A 20,245-nucleotide genomic window follows, 5' to 3' on the forward strand; every position below is an offset into this window, starting at 1 on the left:
CACCACCACACCCACCAGGACCGGCGATCCACGTGAGCTCCTCCTCCACCACCCGGCGTACGCCGCCGCACCAGGGACAGCCGCACCCGGGTCCGGGACGGCAGCGGACCCCGGGCGCGTACCGACTGGTGCGCACCGCGCCGGCCCCGCTGGATCCCCCTCGACTGGACGCGGTCCAGCGGGAAGTGGTTGAGCACGACTCCGGACCGCTCCTCGTCCTCGCCGGACCCGGCACCGGCAAGACGACCACCCTCGTCGAGGCGGTCGCGGCCCGCGTGGAGAAGGGCGCCGACCCCGAGCGCCTCCTCGTCCTCACCTTCAGCCGCAAGGCCGCCGTCGAACTCCGCGACCGGATGGCGGCCCGGCTCGGCGGCCGCCGCCCGCCCCAGGCGACGACCTTCCACTCGTACTGCTACGCCCTGATCCGCGCCCACCAGGACGCCGGGCTCTTCGCGGAACCCCTCCGCCTGCTCTCCGGCCCCGAACAGGACCTCGCCGTGCGCGAGCTGCTCGCCGGCCAGATCGACCTGGAGAAGAGCGGCCTCGGCGGCATCCGCTGGCCCGACGAACTGCGCGCCTGCCTCACCACCCGGGGCTTCGCCGACGAGGTGCGGGCCGTCCTCGCGCGCTCGCGGGAACTGGGCCTCGAACCGGACGCCCTCGCCCGCTTCGCCGACCGGGTCGGCCGCCCCGACTGGAAGGCGGCGGCCGGCTTCCTCGCCGAGTACCTCGACGTCCTCGACCTCCAGGGCGTCCTCGACTACACGGAGCTGGTCCACCGGGCCGTCCTGCTCGCCGGGAGCGTCACCCCGCCCCGGTACGACGCGGTGTACGTCGACGAGTACCAGGACACCGACCCGGCGCAGGTCCGGCTCCTCCACGCGCTCGCGGGGGGCGGCCGGAGCACGGTCGTCGCCTTCGGCGACCCGGACCAGTCCATCTACGCGTTCCGGGGCGCCGACGTGAACGGCATCCTCGACTTCCCCGACTCCTTCGGCGGCGCCGGGATCCGCGTCCTCGGCACCTCCCGGCGCTCCGGCGCGCGGCTCCTCGCCGCGACCCGGGAGCTCGCCCGGCGGATGCCGATGCCCCGGCTCCCCGCCGACCGGGTCCGCGCCCACCGGGAGCTGACGGCGGTACGGGACGGGGGCCGGGCGGAGGCGTACACCTACCCGACGGCCTCGGCGGAGTCCGAGAACATCGCCGACCTGCTGCGCCGCGCGCACCTGGAGGACGGCGTCCCCTGGCAGGACATGGCCGTCCTCGCCCGCGCAGGGGCCTCCCTGCCCGCCCTGCGCCGCGCCCTCACCTCGGCGGGCGTCCCGGTCGAGACGGACGCGGCGGACACCCCCCTCCGCCACGAACCGGCGGTCGCCCCGCTGCTGCTCGCCCTCCGGGCGGTGTCGGGGGCGGGGGCCCCTGCCGCGGCGGGGACGCCGGGCGGCTCCGGGGACGACACGACTCCGGACGGGACCGTCACCGACGGGGGGACCGCTCCTGACGAGCCGTCTCCTGATGATTCGTCAGGCGTGGAGGCGGACGCGGAGGCAGGCCCGGACGAAGGCGCAGAGACGGGCCCAGGCGCGGAGACAGGCGCAGGCCCAGACGCGGAGACAGGCGCAGAGACGGCCACCGGCACCGCTCCCGACCGCCACGGCGACGGCGGGTGGCTCGACACCGAGACCGCGCTCGCGCTGCTCGCCTCGCCCCTCGCCGGGGTCGACCCGGCCGACCTGCGCCGCCTCGGCCGGGCGCTGCGGGACGAGGAGCGGGCCGCGGGCAACAAGGTGCCGCCGCCCTCCGACGTCCTGCTCGCCCGCGCGCTCGCCGAGCCCGAGCGGCTCGTCGCCCACGACACCGCGTACACCCACGGCGTGCAGCGGCTCGGCAGGCTCCTCCGGGACACCCGGACGCTGCTCGCCGCGGGCGGCACCGCCGAGGAGGCCCTCTGGGAGCTGTGGAAGGGCACCCCCTGGTCCGGCCGCCTGGAGCGCTCGGCCCTGCGCGGCGGCCCCGCCGGACGGAACGCCGACCGCGACCTCGACGCCGTCTGCGCCCTCTTCGAGACCGCCGCCCGCGCCGAGGAGCGCGTCGGCGGCCGGGGCGTCGTCAACTTCCTCGAAGAGCTCGACGCCCAGGACATCGCCGCCGACACCCTGACCCGCCGCCACACCCGCCCGGACGCCGTCCGGCTCATGACCGCGCACCGCTCCAAGGGCCTGGAGTGGAGCCTCGTCGTCGTCGCCGGGGTCCAGGAGGGCCTCTGGCCCGACCTGCGCCGCCGCGGCTCCCTCCTCGAAGCCGACCGCATCGGCCGCGACGGACTGGCCGAACCCCTCACCCCCGGCGCCCTCCTCGCCGAGGAGCGCCGCCTCTTCTACGTCGCCGCCACGCGCGCGCGTGACCGGCTCGTCGTCACCGCCGTGAAGGCCGCCGCCGAGGACGGGGACCAGCCCTCCCGCTTCCTCACCGAGTTCGGCGCCGAGCCCAAGGACGTCCCCGGCCGCCCCCGCCGCCCCCTCGCCGTCTCCGCGCTGGTCGCCGAGCTGCGCGCCACCACCGTCGACCCGGACGCCTCGCCCGCGCTCCGCGACGCCGCCGCCCACCGCCTCGCCCGGCTCGCCGCCCTCACCGACGACGAGGGCCAGCCGCTGGTCCCGGCCGCGCACCCGGACCGCTGGTGGGGCCTGTTCGAGCCGACCCGCGCCACGACCCCGCTCCGCGACCGCGACCGGCCGGTCGCGCTCTCGCCCAGCTCCCTCGACAACCTCGTCAGCACCTGCTCCCTCCAGTGGTTCCTGGGCCGCGAGGTCAAGGCCGACGCCCCCGCCACCGCCGCCCAGGGCTTCGGCAACGTCGTCCACGTCCTCGCCGACGAGGTGGCCTCCGGCCGCACCCCCGCCGACCTCGACGTCCTCATGGCCCGCCTGGACTCCGTCTGGGACGCCCTCGCCTTCGACGCCCCCTGGAAGTCGGCCCAGGAGAAGCAGAACGCGCGCGTGGCGCTCGAACGCTTCCTGAGCTGGCACGTCATGGACCGCGCCGGCCGCACCCCCGCCGCCTCCGAGCACGACTTCGACGTGACCCTGGAGGCGGGGGAGTACGAGGTCCGCATCCGGGGCTCCATGGACCGCGTCGAGACCGACGCGCAGGGCCGCGCCTACGTCGTCGACTTCAAGACCGGCAAGTCCGCCCCCACCAGGGACGAGGTCGCCCGCCACCCGCAGCTCGCCGTCTACCAGCTCGCCGTCCGCGAGGGCGCCCTCGACGAGGTCTTCGACGGGCGCCGCCCGGAGCCGGGCGGCGCCGAACTCGTACAACTGCGGCAGGCCGCGCCGAAGAAGGAGGGCGGCGACGCCCTGCCGAAGGTGCAGGCGCAGGAGCCGCTGTCCGGGGAGTGGGTCGGGGAGCTGCTCGCCGGGGCCGCCGGCCGGGTCCTCGACGAGCGCTTCACCCCCACCACCGGCCAGCACTGCGCCACCTGCTCCTTCCGGGCCTCGTGCAGCGCCAGGCCGGAGGGCCGGCACGTCATCGAGTAGGGCGAGCAGAGCCGCTGGAGTGAGCAGATCGAGCAGAGAGAGCGGAGCGAACAGCGAGGGGCCCGGCACCGGCGACCGGCCACGCGCACGCGTGTGTGACGCCCCGTCGGAAAGAGAGGTCGGTCACGCGCGCGCGGGCCCCGCCCCCGGAACTCCCGGCCCGGAAGCCCCGCACCCGGCCGGCGCTGTCCGACCGCCCCGCTAGCCTCTTCCGGTGACCGCACGCATCGCCGACCCCGAGGAGCTCAAGGAGCTGCTCGGCATCCCGTTCACCCCGGAGCAGACGGCGTGCATCACCGCGCCGCTCGCCCCGCAGGTCGTCGTGGCCGGCGCCGGCTCCGGCAAGACGACGGTGATGGCCGCCCGCGTGGTCTGGCTCGTCGGCACGGGCCAGGTCGCCCCCGAGCAGGTCCTCGGTCTCACCTTCACCAACAAGGCCGCCGGCGAACTCGCCGAGCGCGTCCGCACCGCCCTCGCCCGCGCCGGCGTCACCGACCCGGACGCGATCGACCCCGACAACCCGCCGGGCGAACCCCGCATCTCCACCTACCACGCCTTCGCCGGACAGCTCCTCACCGACCACGGCCTCCGCATCGGCCTGGAGCCCACCTCCCGGCTCCTCGCCGACGCCACCCGCTACCAGCTCGCCGCGCGCGTGCTGCGCGAGGCCCCCGGCCCGTACCCGGCGCTCACCCGGTCCTTCCCGACCCTCATCACCGACCTGCTCGCCCTCGACGCCGAGCTGGCCGAGCACCTCGTACCGCCCGACCGGCTCCGCGCGTACGACGCCGAGCTGCTCACCGCCCTCGCGGGCGCCAAGCTCAGCAACGCCGAGCTGCGCAAGGTCCCCGAGGCCGCCGCCGCCCGCCGCGAGCTGCTCGACCTCGTCGTCCGCTACCGCGCCGCCAAGCGCTCCCGCGACCTGCTCGACTTCGGCGACCAGATCGCCCGCTCCGCCGAACTCGCCACCACCCGGCCCGAGGTCGGCACGATCCTGCGCGACGAGTTCCGGGTCGTCCTCCTCGACGAGTACCAGGACACCTCCGTCGCCCAGCGGCTGCTGCTCTCCGGCCTCTTCGGCCAGGGCACCGGACACGCCGTGACCGCCGTCGGCGACCCCTGCCAGGCCATCTACGGCTGGCGCGGCGCCTCCGTCGCCAACCTCGACGACTTCCCCGAGCACTTCCCGCACCGCGACGGCAGCCCCGCGAGCCGCCACGCGCTCTCCGAGAACCGGCGCAGCGGCGGCCGCCTCCTCGACCTCGCCAACGACCTCGCCACCCCCCTGCGGGCCATGCACGCGGGCGTGGAGGCGCTGCGGCCCGCGCCCGGCGCCGAGGACGACGGCACCGTGCGGATCGCCCTGCTGCCCACCCACGCCGAGGAGATCGACTGGCTCGCGGACTCCCTCGCCCACCTCGTCCGCACCGGCCGCGAACCCGGCGAGATCGCCGTCCTGTGCCGCACCGCCACCGACTTCCCCGCGATCCACGCGGCCCTCGTCGCCCGGGACGTGCCCGTCGAGGTCGTCGGCCTCTCCGGCCTCCTCCACCTGCCCGAGATCGCCGACCTCGTCGCCGTCTGCGAGGTCCTCCAGGACCCGGGCGCCAATGCCTCCCTGGTACGGCTCCTCACCGGCCCCCGCTGGCGGATCGGCCCCCGCGACCTCGCCCTCCTCGGCCGCCGCGCCCGCCTCCTGGTCCACCGGGGGAGCGAGGAGGCCGACCCCGAGCAGCGGCTCGCCGCCGCCGTCGAGGGCGTCGACCCGGCCGAGGTGATCTCCCTCGCCGACGCGCTCGACACCTTCCTCGACTCCGGCGGCACCCCCGACGACGGCCTGGCCTTCTCCGCCGAGGCCAGGGTCCGCTTCGCCCGCCTCGCCGCCGAACTGCGCTCCCTGCGCACCTCGCTCGCGGACCCCCTCATGGACGTGCTGCACCGGGTCCTCACCACGACCGGCCTGGAGGTCGAGCTCTCCGCCTCCCCGCACGCCCTCGCCGCCCGCCGCCGCGAGACCCTCGGCCACTTCCTCGACGTCGCCGCCGGCTTCGCCTCCCTCGACGGCGAGGCCACCCTCCTCGCCTTCCTCGGCTTCCTGCGCACGGCCGTCCAGTTCGAGAAGGGCCTCGACAGCGCCCTGCCCGGCGGCGAGAACACCGTCAAGGTCCTCACCGCCCACAAGTCCAAGGGCCTGGAGTGGGACGTCGTCGCCGTCCCCGGCCTCGTCACCGGCCAGTTCCCCAGCGCACGCGCGCGCGAGGCGTGGACCTCCCAGCCGCAGGTCCTCCCGCACGCCCTGCGCGGCGACGCCGCCACGCTCCCGTCGATCGACGCCTGGGACGCCAAGTCCCTCGCCGCCTTCAAGGCCGACATGCGCGAGCACCAGCACACCGAGGAACTGCGCCTGGGGTACGTCACCTTCACCCGCCCCCGCTCCCTCCTCCTGGGCTCCGGCCACTGGTGGGGCCCGAGCCAGAAGAAGCCCCGCGGCCCCTCGGACTTCCTCCTGGCCCTGTACGAGCACTGCGCGGCCGGCCACGGCGAGATCGAGGCCTGGGCGGACGCGCCGGAGGAGGACGCGGAGAACCCGACCCTGGCGGACGCCGACCGGGACCGGGCCTGGCCGCTGCCGCTGGACCGGGAGTCCTTCGCGCGCCGCCGGGCGGCCGCCGCGCTCGTCCGGGACCGGTTGTGGACGGCCGTTCCGCAGGAGGGAACGGAGGAGCACCGCCCCACGAGCACGGCACCCGCCCCCCGGGAGCCGCGCTCCGAGGACCCCTGGGAGGACGAGGAGCCGGTCTGGGACGAGGAGCCCGTCTCGGAGGAGGACGAGGAGTCCCTCCCCGAAGACACCCACGCGGACGCGGTGCCGGGCCCGAGGACCCCGGAACCGGAGGATCCCGAGGCGCACGAGGTCTCGGATCCCGAGGCGCACGAGGTCCCGGAGGAGCCCCGGGAAGGGCCCGGCGCCCCGGACGACCCCGGCGCCCTCACCCCCGAGGACGCCAGGACCATCGCCTCCTGGGACCGCGACCTCACCTCCCTCACCACCGAGCTCCGCCGCGCCCGCGCCACCACCCGGGACGTGCTGCTGCCCGCGTACCTCTCCGCCTCCCAGGTGCTCCACCTCGCCGCCGACCCCGACGGCTTCGCGCGGGAGCTGGCCCGGCCCCTGCCCAAGCCGCCGCAGCCCGCCGCCCGCCGGGGCACCCGCTTCCACGCGTGGGTGGAGTCCCGCCACGAGGAGCTGCCGCTGCCGTTCCTCGGCCCGGAGGAGCTGCCCGGCGGCGAGGAGTTCGCGGGCGAGCCCGAGATCCTCGACGAACGGGACCTGGAGGAGCTGAAGGAGGCCTTCGCCCGCACCCCGTACGCCCGCCGCACCCCGTACCGCGTCGAGGTCCCCGTCCACCTCACCCTCGCGGGCCGGGTCGTCCGGGGCCGGATCGACGCCGTCTACCGGGACCCGGAGACCGGCGCGTACGAGATCGTCGACTGGAAGACCAGCCGCACCCGCAGCGCCGACCCGCTCCAGCTCGCGATCTACCGGCTCGCCTGGGCCGAGCAGCACGGCCTCGCGCCCGAGGAGGTGGCCGCCGCCTTCGTGTACGTCCGGACGGGTGAGGTCGCCCGGCCCGCCCGGCTACCCGGCCGGGCCGAGCTGGAGGCGCTCCTGCTGGGCGGGGCACCCCCGGACGCCGGATAGGCTCATATGTATGAGCGAGACCCCGGACAGCGCCGTCCACGCAGTGCGCGCGTACATCGAGCGGCACCGCGCCGCCTTCCTCGACGACCTCGCCGAGTGGCTGCGCATCCCGTCCGTCTCGGCGCAGCCCGAGCGGGCCGGTGACGTGCGGCGCAGCGCCGACTGGCTCGCCGCCAAGCTCACGGAGACCGGCTTCACGACGGTCGAGGTCTGGGAGACCGCCGGCGCCCCCGCCGTGTTCGCCGAGTGGCCCTCGGACGACCCGGACGCCCCGGCCGTCCTGGTCTACGGCCACCACGACGTGCAGCCCGCCGCCCGCGAGGACGGCTGGCACACGGACCCGTTCGAGCCGACCGTGACCGACGGCCGGATGTACGCGCGCGGGGCGGCCGACGACAAGGGCCAGGTGTTCTTCCACACCCTCGGCGTCCGCGCCCACCTCGCCGCCACCGGCCGCACGGCCCCCGCCGTCCACCTCAAGCTCCTGATCGAGGGCGAGGAGGAGTCCGGCTCCCCGCACTTCCGCGAGCTGGTCGAGGCCCGCGCCGGGCGGCTCGCCGCCGACGCCGTGATCGTCTCCGACACCGGCATGTGGTCCGAGACCACCCCCACCGTCTGCACCGGCATGCGCGGGGTCGCGGACTGCGAGATCGAGCTGTACGGCCCCGACCAGGACATCCACTCCGGCTCCTTCGGCGGCGCCGTGCCGAACCCGGCCACCGTCGCCGGCCGGATCGTCGCCGCCCTCCACGACGCCGACGAGCGCGTGGCGATCCCCGGCTTCTACGACGGGGTCACCGAGCTCACCGACACCGAGCGGGCCCTCGTCGCCGAGCTGCCCTTCGACGAGGCGGCCTGGCTGCGCACCGCCAAGTCCCACGGCACCCTCGGCGAGGCCGGGTTCTCCACCCTGGAGCGGGTCTGGGCCCGCCCCACCGCCGAGGTCAACGGCATCGGCGGCGGCTACCAGGGCCCCGGCGGCAAGACGATCGTCCCCGCCTCCGCCCACCTCAAGCTCTCCTTCCGGCTCGTCGCCGGCCAGGACCCCGCCAGGATCGAACTCGCCGTACGGGACTGGCTCGCCGGACTCGTCCCGGCCGGGATCCGGTACGGGATCGTCTTCGGCGCCCCGACCCGCCCCTGCCTCACCCCCCTCGACCACCCCGCCCTGAAGGCGGTGGCCGGGGCCATGAGCCGCGCCTTCGACGGCGCCGAGGTCCGCTACACCCGCGAGGGCGGCTCGGGTCCGGCCGCCGACCTCCAGGACGTCCTGGAGGCGCCCGTCCTGTTCCTCGGCATCTCCGTCCCGTCCGACGGCTGGCACGCCCCGAACGAGAAGGTCGAGCTCGACCTCCTCATGAAGGGCGTCGAGACGACCGCTCATCTCTGGGGCGACCTGCCCGTCGCCCTCCGGGCCGCCGAGCGCTGAACCCACCACACCGAACCGGGGGATTGGAAGCAACCTGTGAGCACCTTGAAGAACGCGCCGGCCCCGAACGACCCGTCGGCCCCGTCGGCCCCGGGGAACGCGCCGACCGCGGCGACCGCCTCCGTCCCGGAGAACGCCCAGGAGAACCCCCCGGCGACCCCGCCCGCGGACCGCCCGATCTCGCTCACCGCCCCGAGCGGCATCGACCGCGCCGCCCACCACCGCCTCGACGAGGCGTGGCTCGCGGCGGCCTGGAGCCACCCCACGACCCGGGTCTTCGTGGTCTCCGGCGGCCAGGTGCTGATCGACGACCGGCCCGACGGCACCACCGAACTCGTCATGACCCCGGCGTTCGAGGCCCCGGTCACCGAGACCCACCGCTACTTCCTGGGCACGGACGCCGACGGGGTCTCCTACTTCGCGCTCCAGAAGGACTCGCTGCCCGGCCGCATGGACCAGTCCGCCCGCCCCGCCGGGCTGCGCGAGGCCGGGCTGCTGCTCTCCGACCGGGACACCGCCCTGATGGTGCACGCCGTGGCCCTGGAGAACTGGCAGCGCCTCCACCGGTTCTGCTCGCGCTGCGGCGAGCGCACGGTCATCGCCGCGGCCGGGCACATCCGCCGCTGCCAGGCCTGCGGCGCCGAACACTACCCGCGCACCGACCCCGCGGTGATCATGCTCGTCACGGACGAGCACGACCGGGCCCTGCTCGGCCGCCAGGTCCACTGGCCGGAGGGCCGCTTCTCGACCCTCGCCGGCTTCGTCGAGCCGGGCGAGTCCATCGAGCAGTCGGTGGTCCGCGAGGTCTTCGAGGAGGCGGGCGTCACCATCGGCGAGGTCGAGTACGTCGCCAGCCAGCCCTGGCCCTTCCCGTCCAGCCTGATGCTGGGCTTCTTCGCCCGCGCCACCTCCTCGGAGATCACCGTGGACGGCGAGGAGATCCACGAGGCCCGCTGGTTCTCCCGCGAGGAGCTGGCCGCGGCCTTCGAGGCCGGCGAGGTCCTCCCCCCGTACGGCATCTCGATCGCCTCCCGCCTGATCGAACGCTGGTACGGCAGACCGCTCCCGAAGCCGGGCGACGTGGTCTGATCCGCGCGGCCTTGCGCGCACGTGAAAGAGCCCCTGCCGGACGGCGTGTCCGGCAGGGGCTCTTTTCGGCCACCGCGAAGGGGTGGCGGAGGCTCAGGCGCCGATCTTCTGCTTGACCTGCGCGAGGCTCGGGTTGGTCAGGGTGGAACCGTCCGGGAAGAGCACGGTCGGCACGGTCTGGTTGCCGCCGTTGGCCTTCTCGACGAAGGCCGCCGAGTCCGGGTCCTGCTCGATGTTGATCTCCGTGTACGCGATGCCCTCGCGGTCCATCTGGCTCTTCAGCCGACGGCAGTAGCCGCACCACGTGGTGCTGTACATCGTCACAGTGCCCTGCATGGCCAGGCGCTCCTCTGGTTCTTCGCTTGCTTCGCTGACGGGGTCCGAGAAGGAGAACGTACGCCCTGTCCGTCCCATTCCCGGAACCGGCTCCGGACCGGCTCCGGACCGGAGCCGCACCGGCCGGGGGCCCGGCCCCGCCGCCCCGGATTCGTATGACCGGCACCTCCCGCCTGTGGACAACCCGCCGCACCCACCCCACGGGACCTGGCAGCATGGCGGGGTGACAGCAGCAACGCACTCCACTCTCTTCCCCCGGGTCCCGGAGACGGCCGACGCGGTGCTCGACGGGCTCGACCCCGAGCAGCGCGAGGTCGCGCTCGCCCTGAGCGGCCCGGTGTGCGTCCTCGCGGGAGCCGGCACGGGCAAGACGCGGGCCATCACGCACAGGATCGCGTACGGGGTCCGGGCGGGCGTGCTCCAGCCCGCCGGCGTCCTCGCCGTCACCTTCACCAACCGCGCCGCGGGCGAGATGCGCGGCCGGCTCCGGCACCTGGGCGCGGGCGGCGTCCAGGCCCGCACCTTCCACTCCGCGGCCCTCCGCCAGCTCCAGTTCTTCTGGCCGAAAGCGATCGGTGGCGAACTGCCCCGGCTCCTGGAGCGGAAGGTCCAACTCGTCGCCGAGGCCGCGGCCCGCTGCCGGCTCCGGCTCGACCGGAACGAGCTGCGGGACGTCACCGGCGAGATCGAGTGGGCCAAGGTCACCCAGACCGTCCCCGCCGACTACCCGGCGGTCGTCGCCAAGGCCCTCAGGGACGCCCCCCGCGACCCGGCCGAGATCGGCCAGATCTACGCCACGTACGAGCAGCTCAAGCGCGACCGCTCGGTGATCGACTTCGAGGACGTGCTGCTCCTCACCGTCGGCATCCTCCAGGACCGGCACGACATCGCCGACCAGGTCCGCCGCCAGTACCAGCACTTCGTGGTCGACGAGTACCAGGACGTCTCCCCGCTCCAGCAGCGGCTGCTCGACCTGTGGCTCGGCGACCGCGACAACCTCTGCGTGGTCGGCGACGCCAGCCAGACGATCTACTCCTTCACCGGCGCCACCCCCGACCACCTGCTGAACTTCCGCGCCCGGCACCCCGGCGCCACCGTGGTCAAGCTGGTCCGCGACTACCGCTCCACCCCCCAGGTCGTCCACCTGGCCAACGGACTGCTCTCCCAGGCCCGCGGCCGGGCCGCCGAGCACCGCCTGGAGCTGATCTCCCAGCGCGACCCGGGACCCGAGCCGGTGTACGCGGAGTACGTGGACGAGCCCGCCGAGGCCGAGGGCACCGCCCGCCGCGTCCGCGACCTGATCGCCGCCGGCGTCCCGGCCGGCGAGATCGCCGTCCTCTACCGGATCAACGCCCAGTCCGAGATCTACGAGCAGGCCCTCGCCGACGCCGGGGTGCCCTACCAGCTCCGCGGCGCCGAACGCTTCTTCGAGCGCCAGGAGGTGCGGGAGGCGGGCGTCGCCCTGCGCGGCGCGGCCCGCGCCGGGGGCAACGACTCCCTCCTCGACGACGCCGAGGACCTGCCCGCGCAGGTCAGGGCGGTCCTCTCCACCAAGGGCTGGACCGGCGAGCCGCCCGCAGGCTCCGGCGCCGTCCGCGACCGCTGGGAGTCCCTCGCCGCCCTCGTCCGGCTCGCCGAGGACTTCGCCCGCGCCAGGCCCGGCGCCACCCTCTCCGACCTGGTCGCCGAACTCGACGAGCGGGCCGCCGCCCAGCACGCCCCGACCGTCCAGGGCGTCACCCTCGCCTCGCTGCACGCGGCCAAGGGCCTCGAATGGGACGCCGTCTTCCTGGTCGGCCTCACCGAGGGCATGATGCCGATCACCTACGCCAGGACCGACGAGCAGGTCGAGGAGGAGCGGCGCCTGCTGTACGTGGGCGTCACCCGCGCCCGGGTCCACCTCACGCTCTCCTGGGCCCTCTCCCGCTCCCCGGGCGGCCGCCCCTCCCGGCGCCCCTCCCGCTTCCTCAAGGGCCTGCGCCCCGGCTCCGGCTCCCTCGGGACCACCGGCCACGGCGGCCCCGGCTTCGCCGAGCGGGGGAGCGCCCCCGCCCGGCGCAGGCCGCGCGGCCCCGTCCTCTGCCGGGTCTGCGGCGCGACCCTCACCGAGGCGGGCGCGATGAAGCTGATGCGCTGCGAGGACTGCCCCTCGGACATGGACGAGGGGCTGTACGAGCGGCTGCGCGACTGGCGCGCCGAGCGGGCGCGGGAGCTCGGCCAGCCCGGCTATTGCGTCTTCACCGACAAGACGCTCATGGCGATCGCCGAACGGGTCCCCGCCACCGGCGGAGAGCTCGCCTCGATCGCCGGCGTCGGCACCCGCAAGCTGAACCGCTTCGGAGCCGATGTCCTGGCCATCTGCGCAGGTGAGGAGGGAGGGACGGGGGTCGACGAGCTCTGAGGAAAACTCGTCGGAAAAATAGTTTGCGCCCGCCCCGTCAAGCCCCATAGGTTCTTAACCACGGAAACGGCGGCTTCTTCGAAGCCCTGTCTTCGTGCTGTACTTGTCCAAATAAACATGAGGGTCCGGCTCGCACCCGAGCCCTCCGAGACGCCGAGAGGAGGCGATTCCAGTGATCAGCTACACGATTCAGACCAGCACCGCCAGCTTCGTCAGCACCGCCAAAATGACCGATCGCTCGGTCGTCTCCGCCTGCACGCTCGGCCTCTCGGCTTCGGCGTTCATCGGCACCGGTCTGCCTACCACCGGTCTCTCCGGCCTCGGCACGTCCGCCGCCGTGGAGCTGCGGCCCTCCGTGGCCCTGCGCAATGAGCGACCGACCAAGGCACTGGAAGCAGGAGCAGCCGGCAAGGCCAAGGCCAAGGCCTATGCCTTTGCGGCGACCGGTGCCGGCACCCAGCAGCAGACGATGCACCACACGATGTGGGCCTTCCGTGGGCTCGAACCCTGGAGTGATCCAGCCTGATCCAGGATCAGGCAGGCGCCTTCAGGGCCGCGGAACCCCACCCGGGATCCGCGGCCCTTCTGTTTGTCCCCGAACGGGGACGGTCCGTCTCCGAACGGGGACGGACGGGAGAAGGGGCCTCGGGACAGAAACACCCGGTACCAGCCGAAACACCGGCCAACAGGCCGGAACGACCAGACGAGGAAAGAACACCGTGCAACTCGAAGCGCACGCCCCGTCCGTACCGCCTTCCGAATCGATCTCCCAGCCCGGCCTCACGGAGGACCCCGCTTTGACCCCCCTCACCGCGCTCACCGCGCTCGACGACGCCATCGAGAACCTCGGCGTCCCCGTCCCCTGCCGCTCCTACGACCCCGAGGTCTTCTTCGCCGAGTCGCCGGCGGACGTGGAGTACGCGAAGTCCCTCTGCCAGACCTGCCCGCTCGTGGCCGCCTGCCTCGCCGGCGCCAAGGAGCGGCGCGAGCCGTGGGGCGTCTGGGGCGGTGAGCTCTTCGTCCAGGGCGTGGTCGTCGCCCGCAAGCGGCCGCGTGGTCGCCCGCGCAAGAACCCGGTCGCGGCATGAACGCCACCGGAACCATCGACCGCCCCCACACGCACGATCCCCAGAAGCAGGCCCCGATGACCTCTTCCCCCAGCGAGCCCGCCGGCTCCGCGACCTCAGCCTTCTCCCCCGCCGCCGCTCCCGTGGCGCGTCAGAACAGGACCCGTGAAATGCAACTCATCCCCGAAGCCCTGGCTCGTGCCCATATGCACGACCGACGGCGCGAGGCCGACGCGGAACGCCAGGCCGTGCGCCTGGTCGCCGCCCGGCGCATGCAGCGCCGCGCCGAGCGCGTCTCGCTGCGCGCCCGCCGCGCGCTCGCCATGGCCCTCATGCACTGAGAACCCGCGCCCTCCGGGGCGCCGTCGCGGGGGCCGGTCCGTCGGGACCGGCCCCCGCGGTGCGTTGCGCGGGACCGCGGGCGCCCGGCCGGGCTATCGTCGCGAGGATGAACGACGCCGGTGCCCCCGAGGAGCCCCTCACCTGCGCGCGCTGCGGCAGGACCGCCGACATCCTGCCGCTGACCTGGACCTTCTCCGTGGAGGACGGCCGCCGGGTGTACTTCTGCGAGGACTGCTCCCGGGACAACCTCCGCGCCATCGAGGGCAGGCTCGACTCCTCCTGGTGGTGACCCCGCGCGGGGCGGACAGCCCCTAGCCCTCCTCCGTCTCCCCGTCCTCCGGCTCCGTCGGCGTCGGTGTCGGCTCCGGCTGCGCGAAGCCCGGGAGCCACGCGTCCAGTTCGTCGCGCAGCCGGACCGCCGCGTTCAGTTGGCACAGCACCCCGATGGTGCTCAGCGTCACCCGGTGTATCAGCAGGTACGAGGGCGGCAGGTTCAACTGCTTGCCCAACTGGTGCGCGGGGGAGCGGGGATCGGCGATGCGGGCCGCCTGGGCGCGCATCCAGGAGCGGGTGAAGAGGAAGGAGTCCGCCTCGGCCGGTTCGATGATCGGCAGCAGGTACTCCAGGACCGCGTCCGGGTCGAGCGAGACGGTCTCCTTGACGAAGCCCTCCGCGCGCAGCAGGTCGTAGACCGCCTCGGCGTCGCCGGCGAGCGTCATCCGCAGACAGGTGCCGATCGTCTCGGGCAGCCCGCCCGGCAGCCGGTCCACGGTGCCGAAGTCGAGGACGCCGAGCCGCCAGCCCTCCGGCCCCTCGTCCTCCCCGGCCCCGGGCAGCAGCCGGAAGTTCCCCGGGTGCGGATCGGCGTGCAGCAGACCGGTGCGCGCCGGGCCGGAGAAGAGGAAGCGGGCGAGGAGCTGGCCCGCCCGGTCCCGCTGCTCCCGGGTGCCGTCCGCGATCACCTCCGCGAGCGGAAGACCCTCCATCCACTCGGTCACCAGGACCTGTTCCGACTGGTGCACCACCGCCGGGACCACCACGTCGGGGTCGTCCTCGAACTCCTCCGCGTGCCTTTGCTGGGCCGTCGCCTCCAGGCCGTAGTCCAGCTCCTCGGAGACCCGGTCCCGCATCTCGGTGATCAGCGGCTTGATGTCCATGCCCGGGACCAGCGGGCCGAGCAGCCGGGCGAAGCGGCTCAACTGCGTCAGGTCCGAGAGCAGCGCCTCCCCGGCGCCCGGGTACTGCACCTTGACCGCGACCTCGCGCCCGTCGTGCCACACGGCCCGGTGCACCTGCCCGATCGAGGCCGCGGCCGCCGGCTTGTCCTCGAACTCCAGGAACAGCTCCCGCCAGTCGGCGCCGAGACGCTCCTCCAGGACCGCGTGCACCGTCCGCGTCGGCATCGGCGGCGCCGCGTCCTGAAGCTTCGTCAGGGCCGCCCGGTACGGCCCGGCGACCTCCTCCGGCAGGGCCGACTCGAAGACGGAGAGGGCCTGCCCGAACTTCATGGCCCCGCCCTTCAACTCGCCGAGCACCTTGAAGAGCTGGTCGGCCGTGCGCTGCTGGAGCTCGCGGGCGACGATCTCCGCGGACCTGCCGCCGATCCGTTTGCCCAGGCCCCAGGTGGCCCGGCCCGCGAAGCCCAGGGGCAACGCGGCCAACTTGGCGGTCCGGGTGACCGCCTTCCGGGGAAGATCAGACATGCGCCCCTCCAAAACCCAGACTGCCGTGCCGCGCGGGCCGTTTCCCCGCCATTGTGTCGTGCGCGTCCTCCGCTGCCGAGGCGCGCTCCCCCTTCCCCCGGGGCGCCGCCCCGCAGGGACAGGCCGGATGGGGTCTCAGCCGCTCCGCCCGCCACTCCAGGAACGGCAGCGACGCCTCCCAGCGGGTGCCCGTGCTCGCCGGGAGGTCACCGTCGAGGAAGGCGAGGGCGTGCGCGGCGGCCAGGCCCGCCACCGCGGTGGCCAGCGCCAGGTCGCAGGCCGGCAGCGGATGCGGGGCGCCGGAGCGCCACTGGGCGAGCAGCCGGGGACGGACCGGCTCCCGGTCCGTCCGCTCCTCCTGGAGGCAGCGGGCGCAGGCCGTGCCGCCCGGCAGCACGAGCGGGCCGACCGTCCCCGTGGCCTCGACGACCCCGGCGTACAGGTGGGGGGTGCCGGTGGAGATCCACCGCTGGGCCGGGAGCGGATCGGGGACGTACGCGCCGAGACCGTCCCGGGGCGTCACCACCACGAGTGAAAGCCCGGCCCCACCGCTCCCTTCACCCGCGCCACCGTTTCCCCCGCCCGGCCCGCCGCCTGTGCCGCCCGGTCCGCCGCCCGTGCCGCCCGGTCCGCCGTCCGTGCCGCCCGGTCCGGCACCGCCTTCACCTGGTCCGCTTCCACCCCCGCAGCGCCGGGCCCCGCGTGGTCCGCCCCGTGACCAGTGGCCGACCAGGCGTCGGGCGGCCGTCGCCCGGCGCTCGCCGACGGCCTCCTCCGGCAGGCCGCCCGGCGCCGTCTCCCAGGGCTCGACCCGGCCCGAGTCCAGCACCTCGACCCGGCCCACGCCCGCCGCGGCGAGCAGGGCCGCCACCGTCGCCCCCACCCGCCCCGCGCCCCGGACCTGGACGCGCAGGGCCCGGCGGGTCGCCAGGACCCCCGCCGCCCCCTCCGGCGCGGGGTGGACCACGGAGAGGGAGGCCAGATCGGCCCGGAGCGGATCGAGGGCCGCGCCCGCCGCCCCGGCGGCCGGCCCCGCCCTCCCGGGCCGTCCCGTCGCGGCGTCCGTGAGGAGCCCGGCCGACTCCAGGCGGCCGAGGAGCGCCTCCAGACGTCCGTCCGGCAGACCGAGCGTCCGCGCCTCGGCCCGCAGCAGCTCGACCCCGCGCGTCCCGTCGAGCAGCCCGAGCACCGCCTCCGTCTCCGGACCGACCGGATCGAGCACCACGGCGTGGGCCGGGGTGACCCCGAACTGGACGCACCGCAGGCTCCGCCAGGCCCGCCGCAGCGCCGGTTTCACCATCGGATGCATTTCCCGCCCCCGTCCGTCCGCGTGCCGTGATCGCCGACCGGTGATCAGTGATCCGCACGCCATGAACCGCACACCATGAACCGTATTCATGATCGACAACGGCTTTTCCGTCGTCCGTGAGTGAGAATGCCCCGTCGCTCCGACCGCTGCCGAAAGTTGTCCACAGGCCGGGGGATTAGTCATTCAAATGGGGCGCGATGCGGCCGGACCGTTCCCGAAACCGCCCCGGCAGCGGGTAACGTCGGGGCCGTGCCCGCCGATCCACGACGCAGCGTGACCAGCAAGCCGCCCCGCGACACGGGGACGAGCGCGGTCGAGGTCCGCAGGAGCGCGCGGCGGAGCAGGACCGTCTCGGCCTACCGCGAGGGCGACCGGACCATCGTGCTCATCCCCGCCCGCATGTCGGAGGCGGAGGAGCGGCGCTGGGTCGGCGTCATGCTGGACAAGCTCGCCGCCAAGGAGAGCCGGAGCGTCCTCGGCGACCGCGAGCTCACCGAGCGGGCGCGCCGCCTGTCCGACCAGTACTTCGACGGCCGGGCCCGCCCCGGCTCGGTCCGCTGGGTGACCAACCAGAACACCCGCTGGGGCTCCTGCACCCCCTCCGAGGGCAGCATCCGCCTCTCCCACCGGCTCCAGGGCATGCCCGAGTACGTCGTCGACTACGTCCTCCTGCACGAGCTGGCCCATCTGCTCGTCCCCGGCCACGGCCCCCGGTTCTGGCGGCTCCTGGAGGCCTACCCCCGCACCGAGCGGGCCCGGGGCTACCTGGAGGGGGTGGCCGCCGCCGAGCGCCTCCCGAACCTTCCGGACCGCCAGGACGACCAGGACGACCAGGACGACGCTCGCGAGGAGTGACGGCGCCGCCACGCGGCGGCGCACGGATTTCCCGATTCCGTACCGAAAACCACCTTGCCTGTCTCGATGTCGCACGCAGCGGTTAGCCTGGCGCGAGCATTCGCCATTCGGGATGGGGGACGGTCGTTACGCATGGCCAGGGAATTCCAACGCGGCCACAAGGCCAAGATCAGTGATCTGACCGCGGGAACCGATCTGTACGTGGGCGTGCAGATCGCGGCGCCCGGACTGACTTTCGACATCAGTTGCTTCGGCCTCGACGCCGACGAGCGACTCTCGGACGACCGCTACTTCGTCTTCTTCAACCAGCCGAAGTCGCCCGAGGAGTCCATTCAGCTCCTCGGCGCCCAGGCCGGCGACACCGAGTCCTTCCGCGTCACCCTCGACCGCATCCCCGCGCACATCCACAAGCTGTCCTTCACCGCCACGGTCGACGGCGCCGGCCAGATGTCCCAGATCGGCCCCGGCCACCTGCGGATCGTGGCGGGCGGCGAGGAGGTCGCCCGGTACGCGTTCACCGGAGCGGAGTTCTCCACCGAGCGCGCGGTGATGCTCGGCGACTTCTACCTCAAGGACGTCTGGCGGTTCGCCGCCGTCGGCCAGGGCTTCGACGGAGGTCTGGAAGCACTCCTGCGGAACTTCGGCGGCGAGGTCGCCGAGGAGGAGCCCGCCGCCCCGCAGCAACAGGCGGCCGCCCCCGGCTTCGCCCCGCCGCCCCAGGCGACGGCGCCCCCGGCCTTCGGCGCCCCGGCACCCGCGCCCGCGTTCGGCGCCCCGCCCGCCCCGGCCCCCGCGCCCGCCCCGCCGGCGCCGCCGGTCCACACGGCGCCCACGATGGTCGCGCCCCTGGCCCCGGCCCCCGTGCCCCCGCCCGCTCCGGCCCCCGCCCCGTACGGGCAGACGCCGCCCCCGTACGGGCAGGTCCCCGGGCAGCCCCCGGGCCAGTACCCCGGTCACGGCCAGCCGCCGCAGACCCCGCCCCACGGGCACCAGCAGCCGTACGGCCAGCAGCCCCCCTACGGGCAGACCCCGCCCCCGTACGGCCAGCAGCCGCCCGCCTTCGGGCAGCAGCACGCGGGCGTGCCCCAGGGCGTCCCCGCCACCGGCGCGGGCCTCGCCGCCGCGCTCGCGCCGTACAAGGAGACCGCCACCGGTTCCCGCTGGACCCCGCAGAACCAGCAGCTCATGCGGGTCGACCTCGGCATGGGCGGCACGCCCGTCCTGGCCCGGCAGGGCTCCATGGTCATGTACCAGGGCAAGGTCGACTTCGGCTACAAGGGCGCGGGCTTCGCCGGCCGGATCGTCGGCAACGCCACCGGCCAGGAGATGCAGCTCATGCGCTGCACCGGCCGCGGCCAGGTCTTCCTCGCCGAGGAGGGCGCCCAGTTGCACCCGATCGAGCTCCAGGGCGACGGCATCTGCGTCTCCGCCGAGAACGTCCTGGCGTTCGACGAGACCCTCCAGTACGAGGTCCGCCGCATCGAGGGCCACGGCATCCCCGGCGGCGCCCTGTTCACCATGCAGTTCCAGGGCAGCGGCACGGTCGTCGTCAAGACCCGCGGCATCCCCGTGGTCCTCCCGGTCACGCCGACCACCTTCGCCGACTGCAACGCCGTCGTCGCCTGGTCGTCGGCCTCCCAGGTCGTCCTCTCCAGCCAGGTGCGCCTGCGCCGCAACGCCTACCCGGGCCACAGCGGAGAGACCGTGAACCTGCAGTTCCGGGGCGCCCCCGGCAACTTCGTCGTCGTCCAGCCCTACGAGGTCTGAGGGAGCCCGAAGCCATGAACCAGCAACTCGCGGGCTACGTCCCGACCCCCGTCGCGGCCCGGATGGAGAACCACGGCAGCGCCATGCTCAAGGTCGCCATGGCGAGCGGCCAGGACCTCTACGCCCGGTCGGGCTCGATGGTCGCCTACGAGGGCTTCATCACCTACGAGCCCAACCCGCCCGCCGTCCGCCAGTACGCCCAGCAGTGGGTCACCGGTGAAGGCGCGCCGATCATGAAGTGCTCCGGCGACGGACTGCTCTACCTCGCCGACTACGGCGCCGACGTCGTCGTGATCAACCTGAACAACGACTCCCTGTCGGTCAACGGCACCAACCTCCTCGCCTTCGACGCGCACCTCCAGTGGGGCGTCGAGCGGGTCAAGGGCCTCGCCAAGTTCGCCGGCCAGGGCCTGTTCAACGTGACGATCGCCGGCACCGGCTGGGTCGCGCTCACCTCGCGCGGCACCCCGATCGTCGTCGACTGCGGCCGCGGCGAGGACGAGACGTACGTCGACCCCGACGCGCTGGTCGCCTGGTCGCCCGCGCTCAAGGTCAAGGGCAAGCGCAGCTTCAAGGCCTCCTCCCTCATCGGACGGGGCAGCGGCGAGGCGTACCAGATGGCCTTCTCGGGCCAGGGCATCGTCGTCGTACAGCCGAGCGAGGACAGCACCGACCGCCTGCGGGCCCGGGGCTGAGGGGGAGCGA

Annotated in this window: 15 protein-coding genes; 12 read left to right on the top strand and 3 right to left on the bottom strand. The window is 74.5% G+C overall.

What is annotated here, in order from left to right; genetic code table 11:
- The first annotated feature begins 32 nt into the window (after nt 1–32).
- The 4 genes from ACFYNX_RS02810 (at nt 33) to nudC (ending at nt 9,760) form a co-directional block, all read left to right on the top strand.
- A complete protein-coding gene (locus ACFYNX_RS02810; RefSeq protein ID WP_388656950.1) occupies nt 33–3,539 on the top strand; it encodes an ATP-dependent helicase in 3,507 nt (1,168 codons plus the stop codon).
- Between the two features lie 214 nt (nt 3,540–3,753).
- Nucleotides 3,754–7,242: a UvrD-helicase domain-containing protein gene (locus ACFYNX_RS02815; RefSeq protein ID WP_388656953.1), complete on the top strand. Its 3,489-nt coding sequence runs from the start codon at nt 3,754–3,756 to the stop codon at nt 7,240–7,242.
- Between the two features lie 10 nt (nt 7,243–7,252).
- Entirely contained in the window at nt 7,253–8,671 is a 1,419-nt protein-coding gene (locus ACFYNX_RS02820; RefSeq protein WP_388656956.1) for a dipeptidase, read from the top strand.
- 177 nt (nt 8,672–8,848) lie between these two features.
- Nucleotides 8,849–9,760, top strand: coding sequence for an NAD(+) diphosphatase (nudC, locus tag ACFYNX_RS02825; RefSeq protein WP_365541512.1), 912 nt, complete (start codon nt 8,849–8,851; stop codon nt 9,758–9,760).
- Nucleotides 9,761–9,853: 93 nt separating this feature from the next.
- Here nudC and ACFYNX_RS02830 read toward each other — a convergent pair whose 3' ends face one another.
- A complete protein-coding gene (locus ACFYNX_RS02830) occupies nt 9,854–10,096 on the bottom strand; it encodes a mycoredoxin (protein ID WP_062752343.1) in 243 nt (80 codons plus the stop codon).
- 280 nt (nt 10,097–10,376) lie between these two features.
- Here ACFYNX_RS02830 and ACFYNX_RS02835 point away from each other — a divergent pair, with 280 nt between their 5' ends.
- The 5 genes from ACFYNX_RS02835 (at nt 10,377) to ACFYNX_RS02855 (ending at nt 14,195) form a co-directional block, all read left to right on the top strand.
- On the top strand, nt 10,377–12,497 hold the full coding sequence (locus ACFYNX_RS02835) for an ATP-dependent DNA helicase UvrD2 (protein WP_388657821.1): 2,121 nt from the start codon (nt 10,377–10,379) through the stop codon (nt 12,495–12,497).
- A 172-nt stretch (nt 12,498–12,669) separates the two neighbouring features.
- Nucleotides 12,670–13,023 (top strand): hypothetical protein, encoded by a 354-nt coding sequence (locus tag ACFYNX_RS02840; protein WP_388656959.1) that lies wholly within the window; start codon nt 12,670–12,672, stop codon nt 13,021–13,023.
- Nucleotides 13,024–13,216: 193 nt separating this feature from the next.
- Nucleotides 13,217–13,585, top strand: coding sequence for a WhiB family transcriptional regulator (locus ACFYNX_RS02845; protein WP_125667767.1), 369 nt, complete (start codon nt 13,217–13,219; stop codon nt 13,583–13,585).
- Nucleotides 13,582–13,905, top strand: coding sequence for a hypothetical protein (locus tag ACFYNX_RS02850; RefSeq protein ID WP_365541210.1), 324 nt, complete (start codon nt 13,582–13,584; stop codon nt 13,903–13,905). The genes ACFYNX_RS02845 and ACFYNX_RS02850 overlap by 4 nt, the downstream gene beginning before the upstream one ends.
- Nucleotides 13,906–14,012: 107 nt before the next feature.
- Nucleotides 14,013–14,195, top strand: coding sequence for a hypothetical protein (locus tag ACFYNX_RS02855; RefSeq protein ID WP_365541212.1), 183 nt, complete (start codon nt 14,013–14,015; stop codon nt 14,193–14,195).
- Between the two features lie 22 nt (nt 14,196–14,217).
- Here ACFYNX_RS02855 and ACFYNX_RS02860 read toward each other — a convergent pair whose 3' ends face one another.
- The gene (locus ACFYNX_RS02860) at nt 14,218–15,609 is read right to left on the bottom strand and encodes an ABC1 kinase family protein (RefSeq protein ID WP_388656963.1); all 1,392 of its coding nucleotides are present in this window, start codon (nt 15,607–15,609) and stop codon (nt 14,218–14,220) included.
- A complete protein-coding gene (locus ACFYNX_RS02865) occupies nt 15,602–16,918 on the bottom strand; it encodes a TOMM precursor leader peptide-binding protein (protein WP_388656965.1) in 1,317 nt (438 codons plus the stop codon). Before ACFYNX_RS02865 ends, ACFYNX_RS02860 begins: the two co-directional genes overlap by 8 nt.
- Before the next feature lie 249 nt (nt 16,919–17,167).
- On the opposite strand from ACFYNX_RS02865, the gene ACFYNX_RS02870 reads away from it, so the two are divergent.
- From ACFYNX_RS02870 to ACFYNX_RS02880, 3 genes are all read left to right on the top strand, one after another.
- Complete coding sequence (locus ACFYNX_RS02870) at nt 17,168–17,773, top strand: M48 family metallopeptidase (RefSeq protein ID WP_388656968.1); 606 nt, start codon at nt 17,168–17,170, stop codon at nt 17,771–17,773.
- Nucleotides 17,774–17,905: 132 nt separating this feature from the next.
- Nucleotides 17,906–19,540: a TerD family protein gene (locus ACFYNX_RS02875; protein ID WP_388656971.1), complete on the top strand. Its 1,635-nt coding sequence runs from the start codon at nt 17,906–17,908 to the stop codon at nt 19,538–19,540.
- Between the two features lie 14 nt (nt 19,541–19,554).
- Nucleotides 19,555–20,235: an AIM24 family protein gene (locus ACFYNX_RS02880; RefSeq protein WP_388656974.1), complete on the top strand. Its 681-nt coding sequence runs from the start codon at nt 19,555–19,557 to the stop codon at nt 20,233–20,235.
- The last annotated feature ends 10 nt before the right edge of the window (nt 20,236–20,245 follow it).

Origin of the sequence: Streptomyces sp. NPDC007872 (assembly GCF_042868165.1) — a bacterium.
Lineage (GTDB): Bacteria > Actinomycetota > Actinomycetes > Streptomycetales > Streptomycetaceae > Streptomyces.

Bases quoted from the DNA above. Each gene is read 5' to 3' on its own strand.
- ACFYNX_RS02830 (WP_062752343.1), bottom strand. From the start codon at position 10,096: ATGCAGGGCACTGTGACGATGTACAGCACCACGTGGTGCGGCTACTGC.
- ACFYNX_RS02865 (WP_388656965.1), bottom strand. From the start codon at position 16,918: ATGCATCCGATGGTGAAACCGGCGCTGCGGCGGGCCTGGCGGAGCCTG.
- ACFYNX_RS02880 (WP_388656974.1), top strand. From the start codon at position 19,555: ATGAACCAGCAACTCGCGGGCTACGTCCCGACCCCCGTCGCGGCCCGG.
- ACFYNX_RS02850 (WP_365541210.1), top strand. From the start codon at position 13,582: ATGAACGCCACCGGAACCATCGACCGCCCCCACACGCACGATCCCCAG.
- ACFYNX_RS02855 (WP_365541212.1), top strand. From the start codon at position 14,013: ATGAACGACGCCGGTGCCCCCGAGGAGCCCCTCACCTGCGCGCGCTGC.
- ACFYNX_RS02875 (WP_388656971.1), top strand. From the start codon at position 17,906: ATGGCCAGGGAATTCCAACGCGGCCACAAGGCCAAGATCAGTGATCTG.
- ACFYNX_RS02860 (WP_388656963.1), bottom strand. From the start codon at position 15,609: ATGTCTGATCTTCCCCGGAAGGCGGTCACCCGGACCGCCAAGTTGGCC.
- ACFYNX_RS02820 (WP_388656956.1), top strand. From the start codon at position 7,253: ATGAGCGAGACCCCGGACAGCGCCGTCCACGCAGTGCGCGCGTACATC.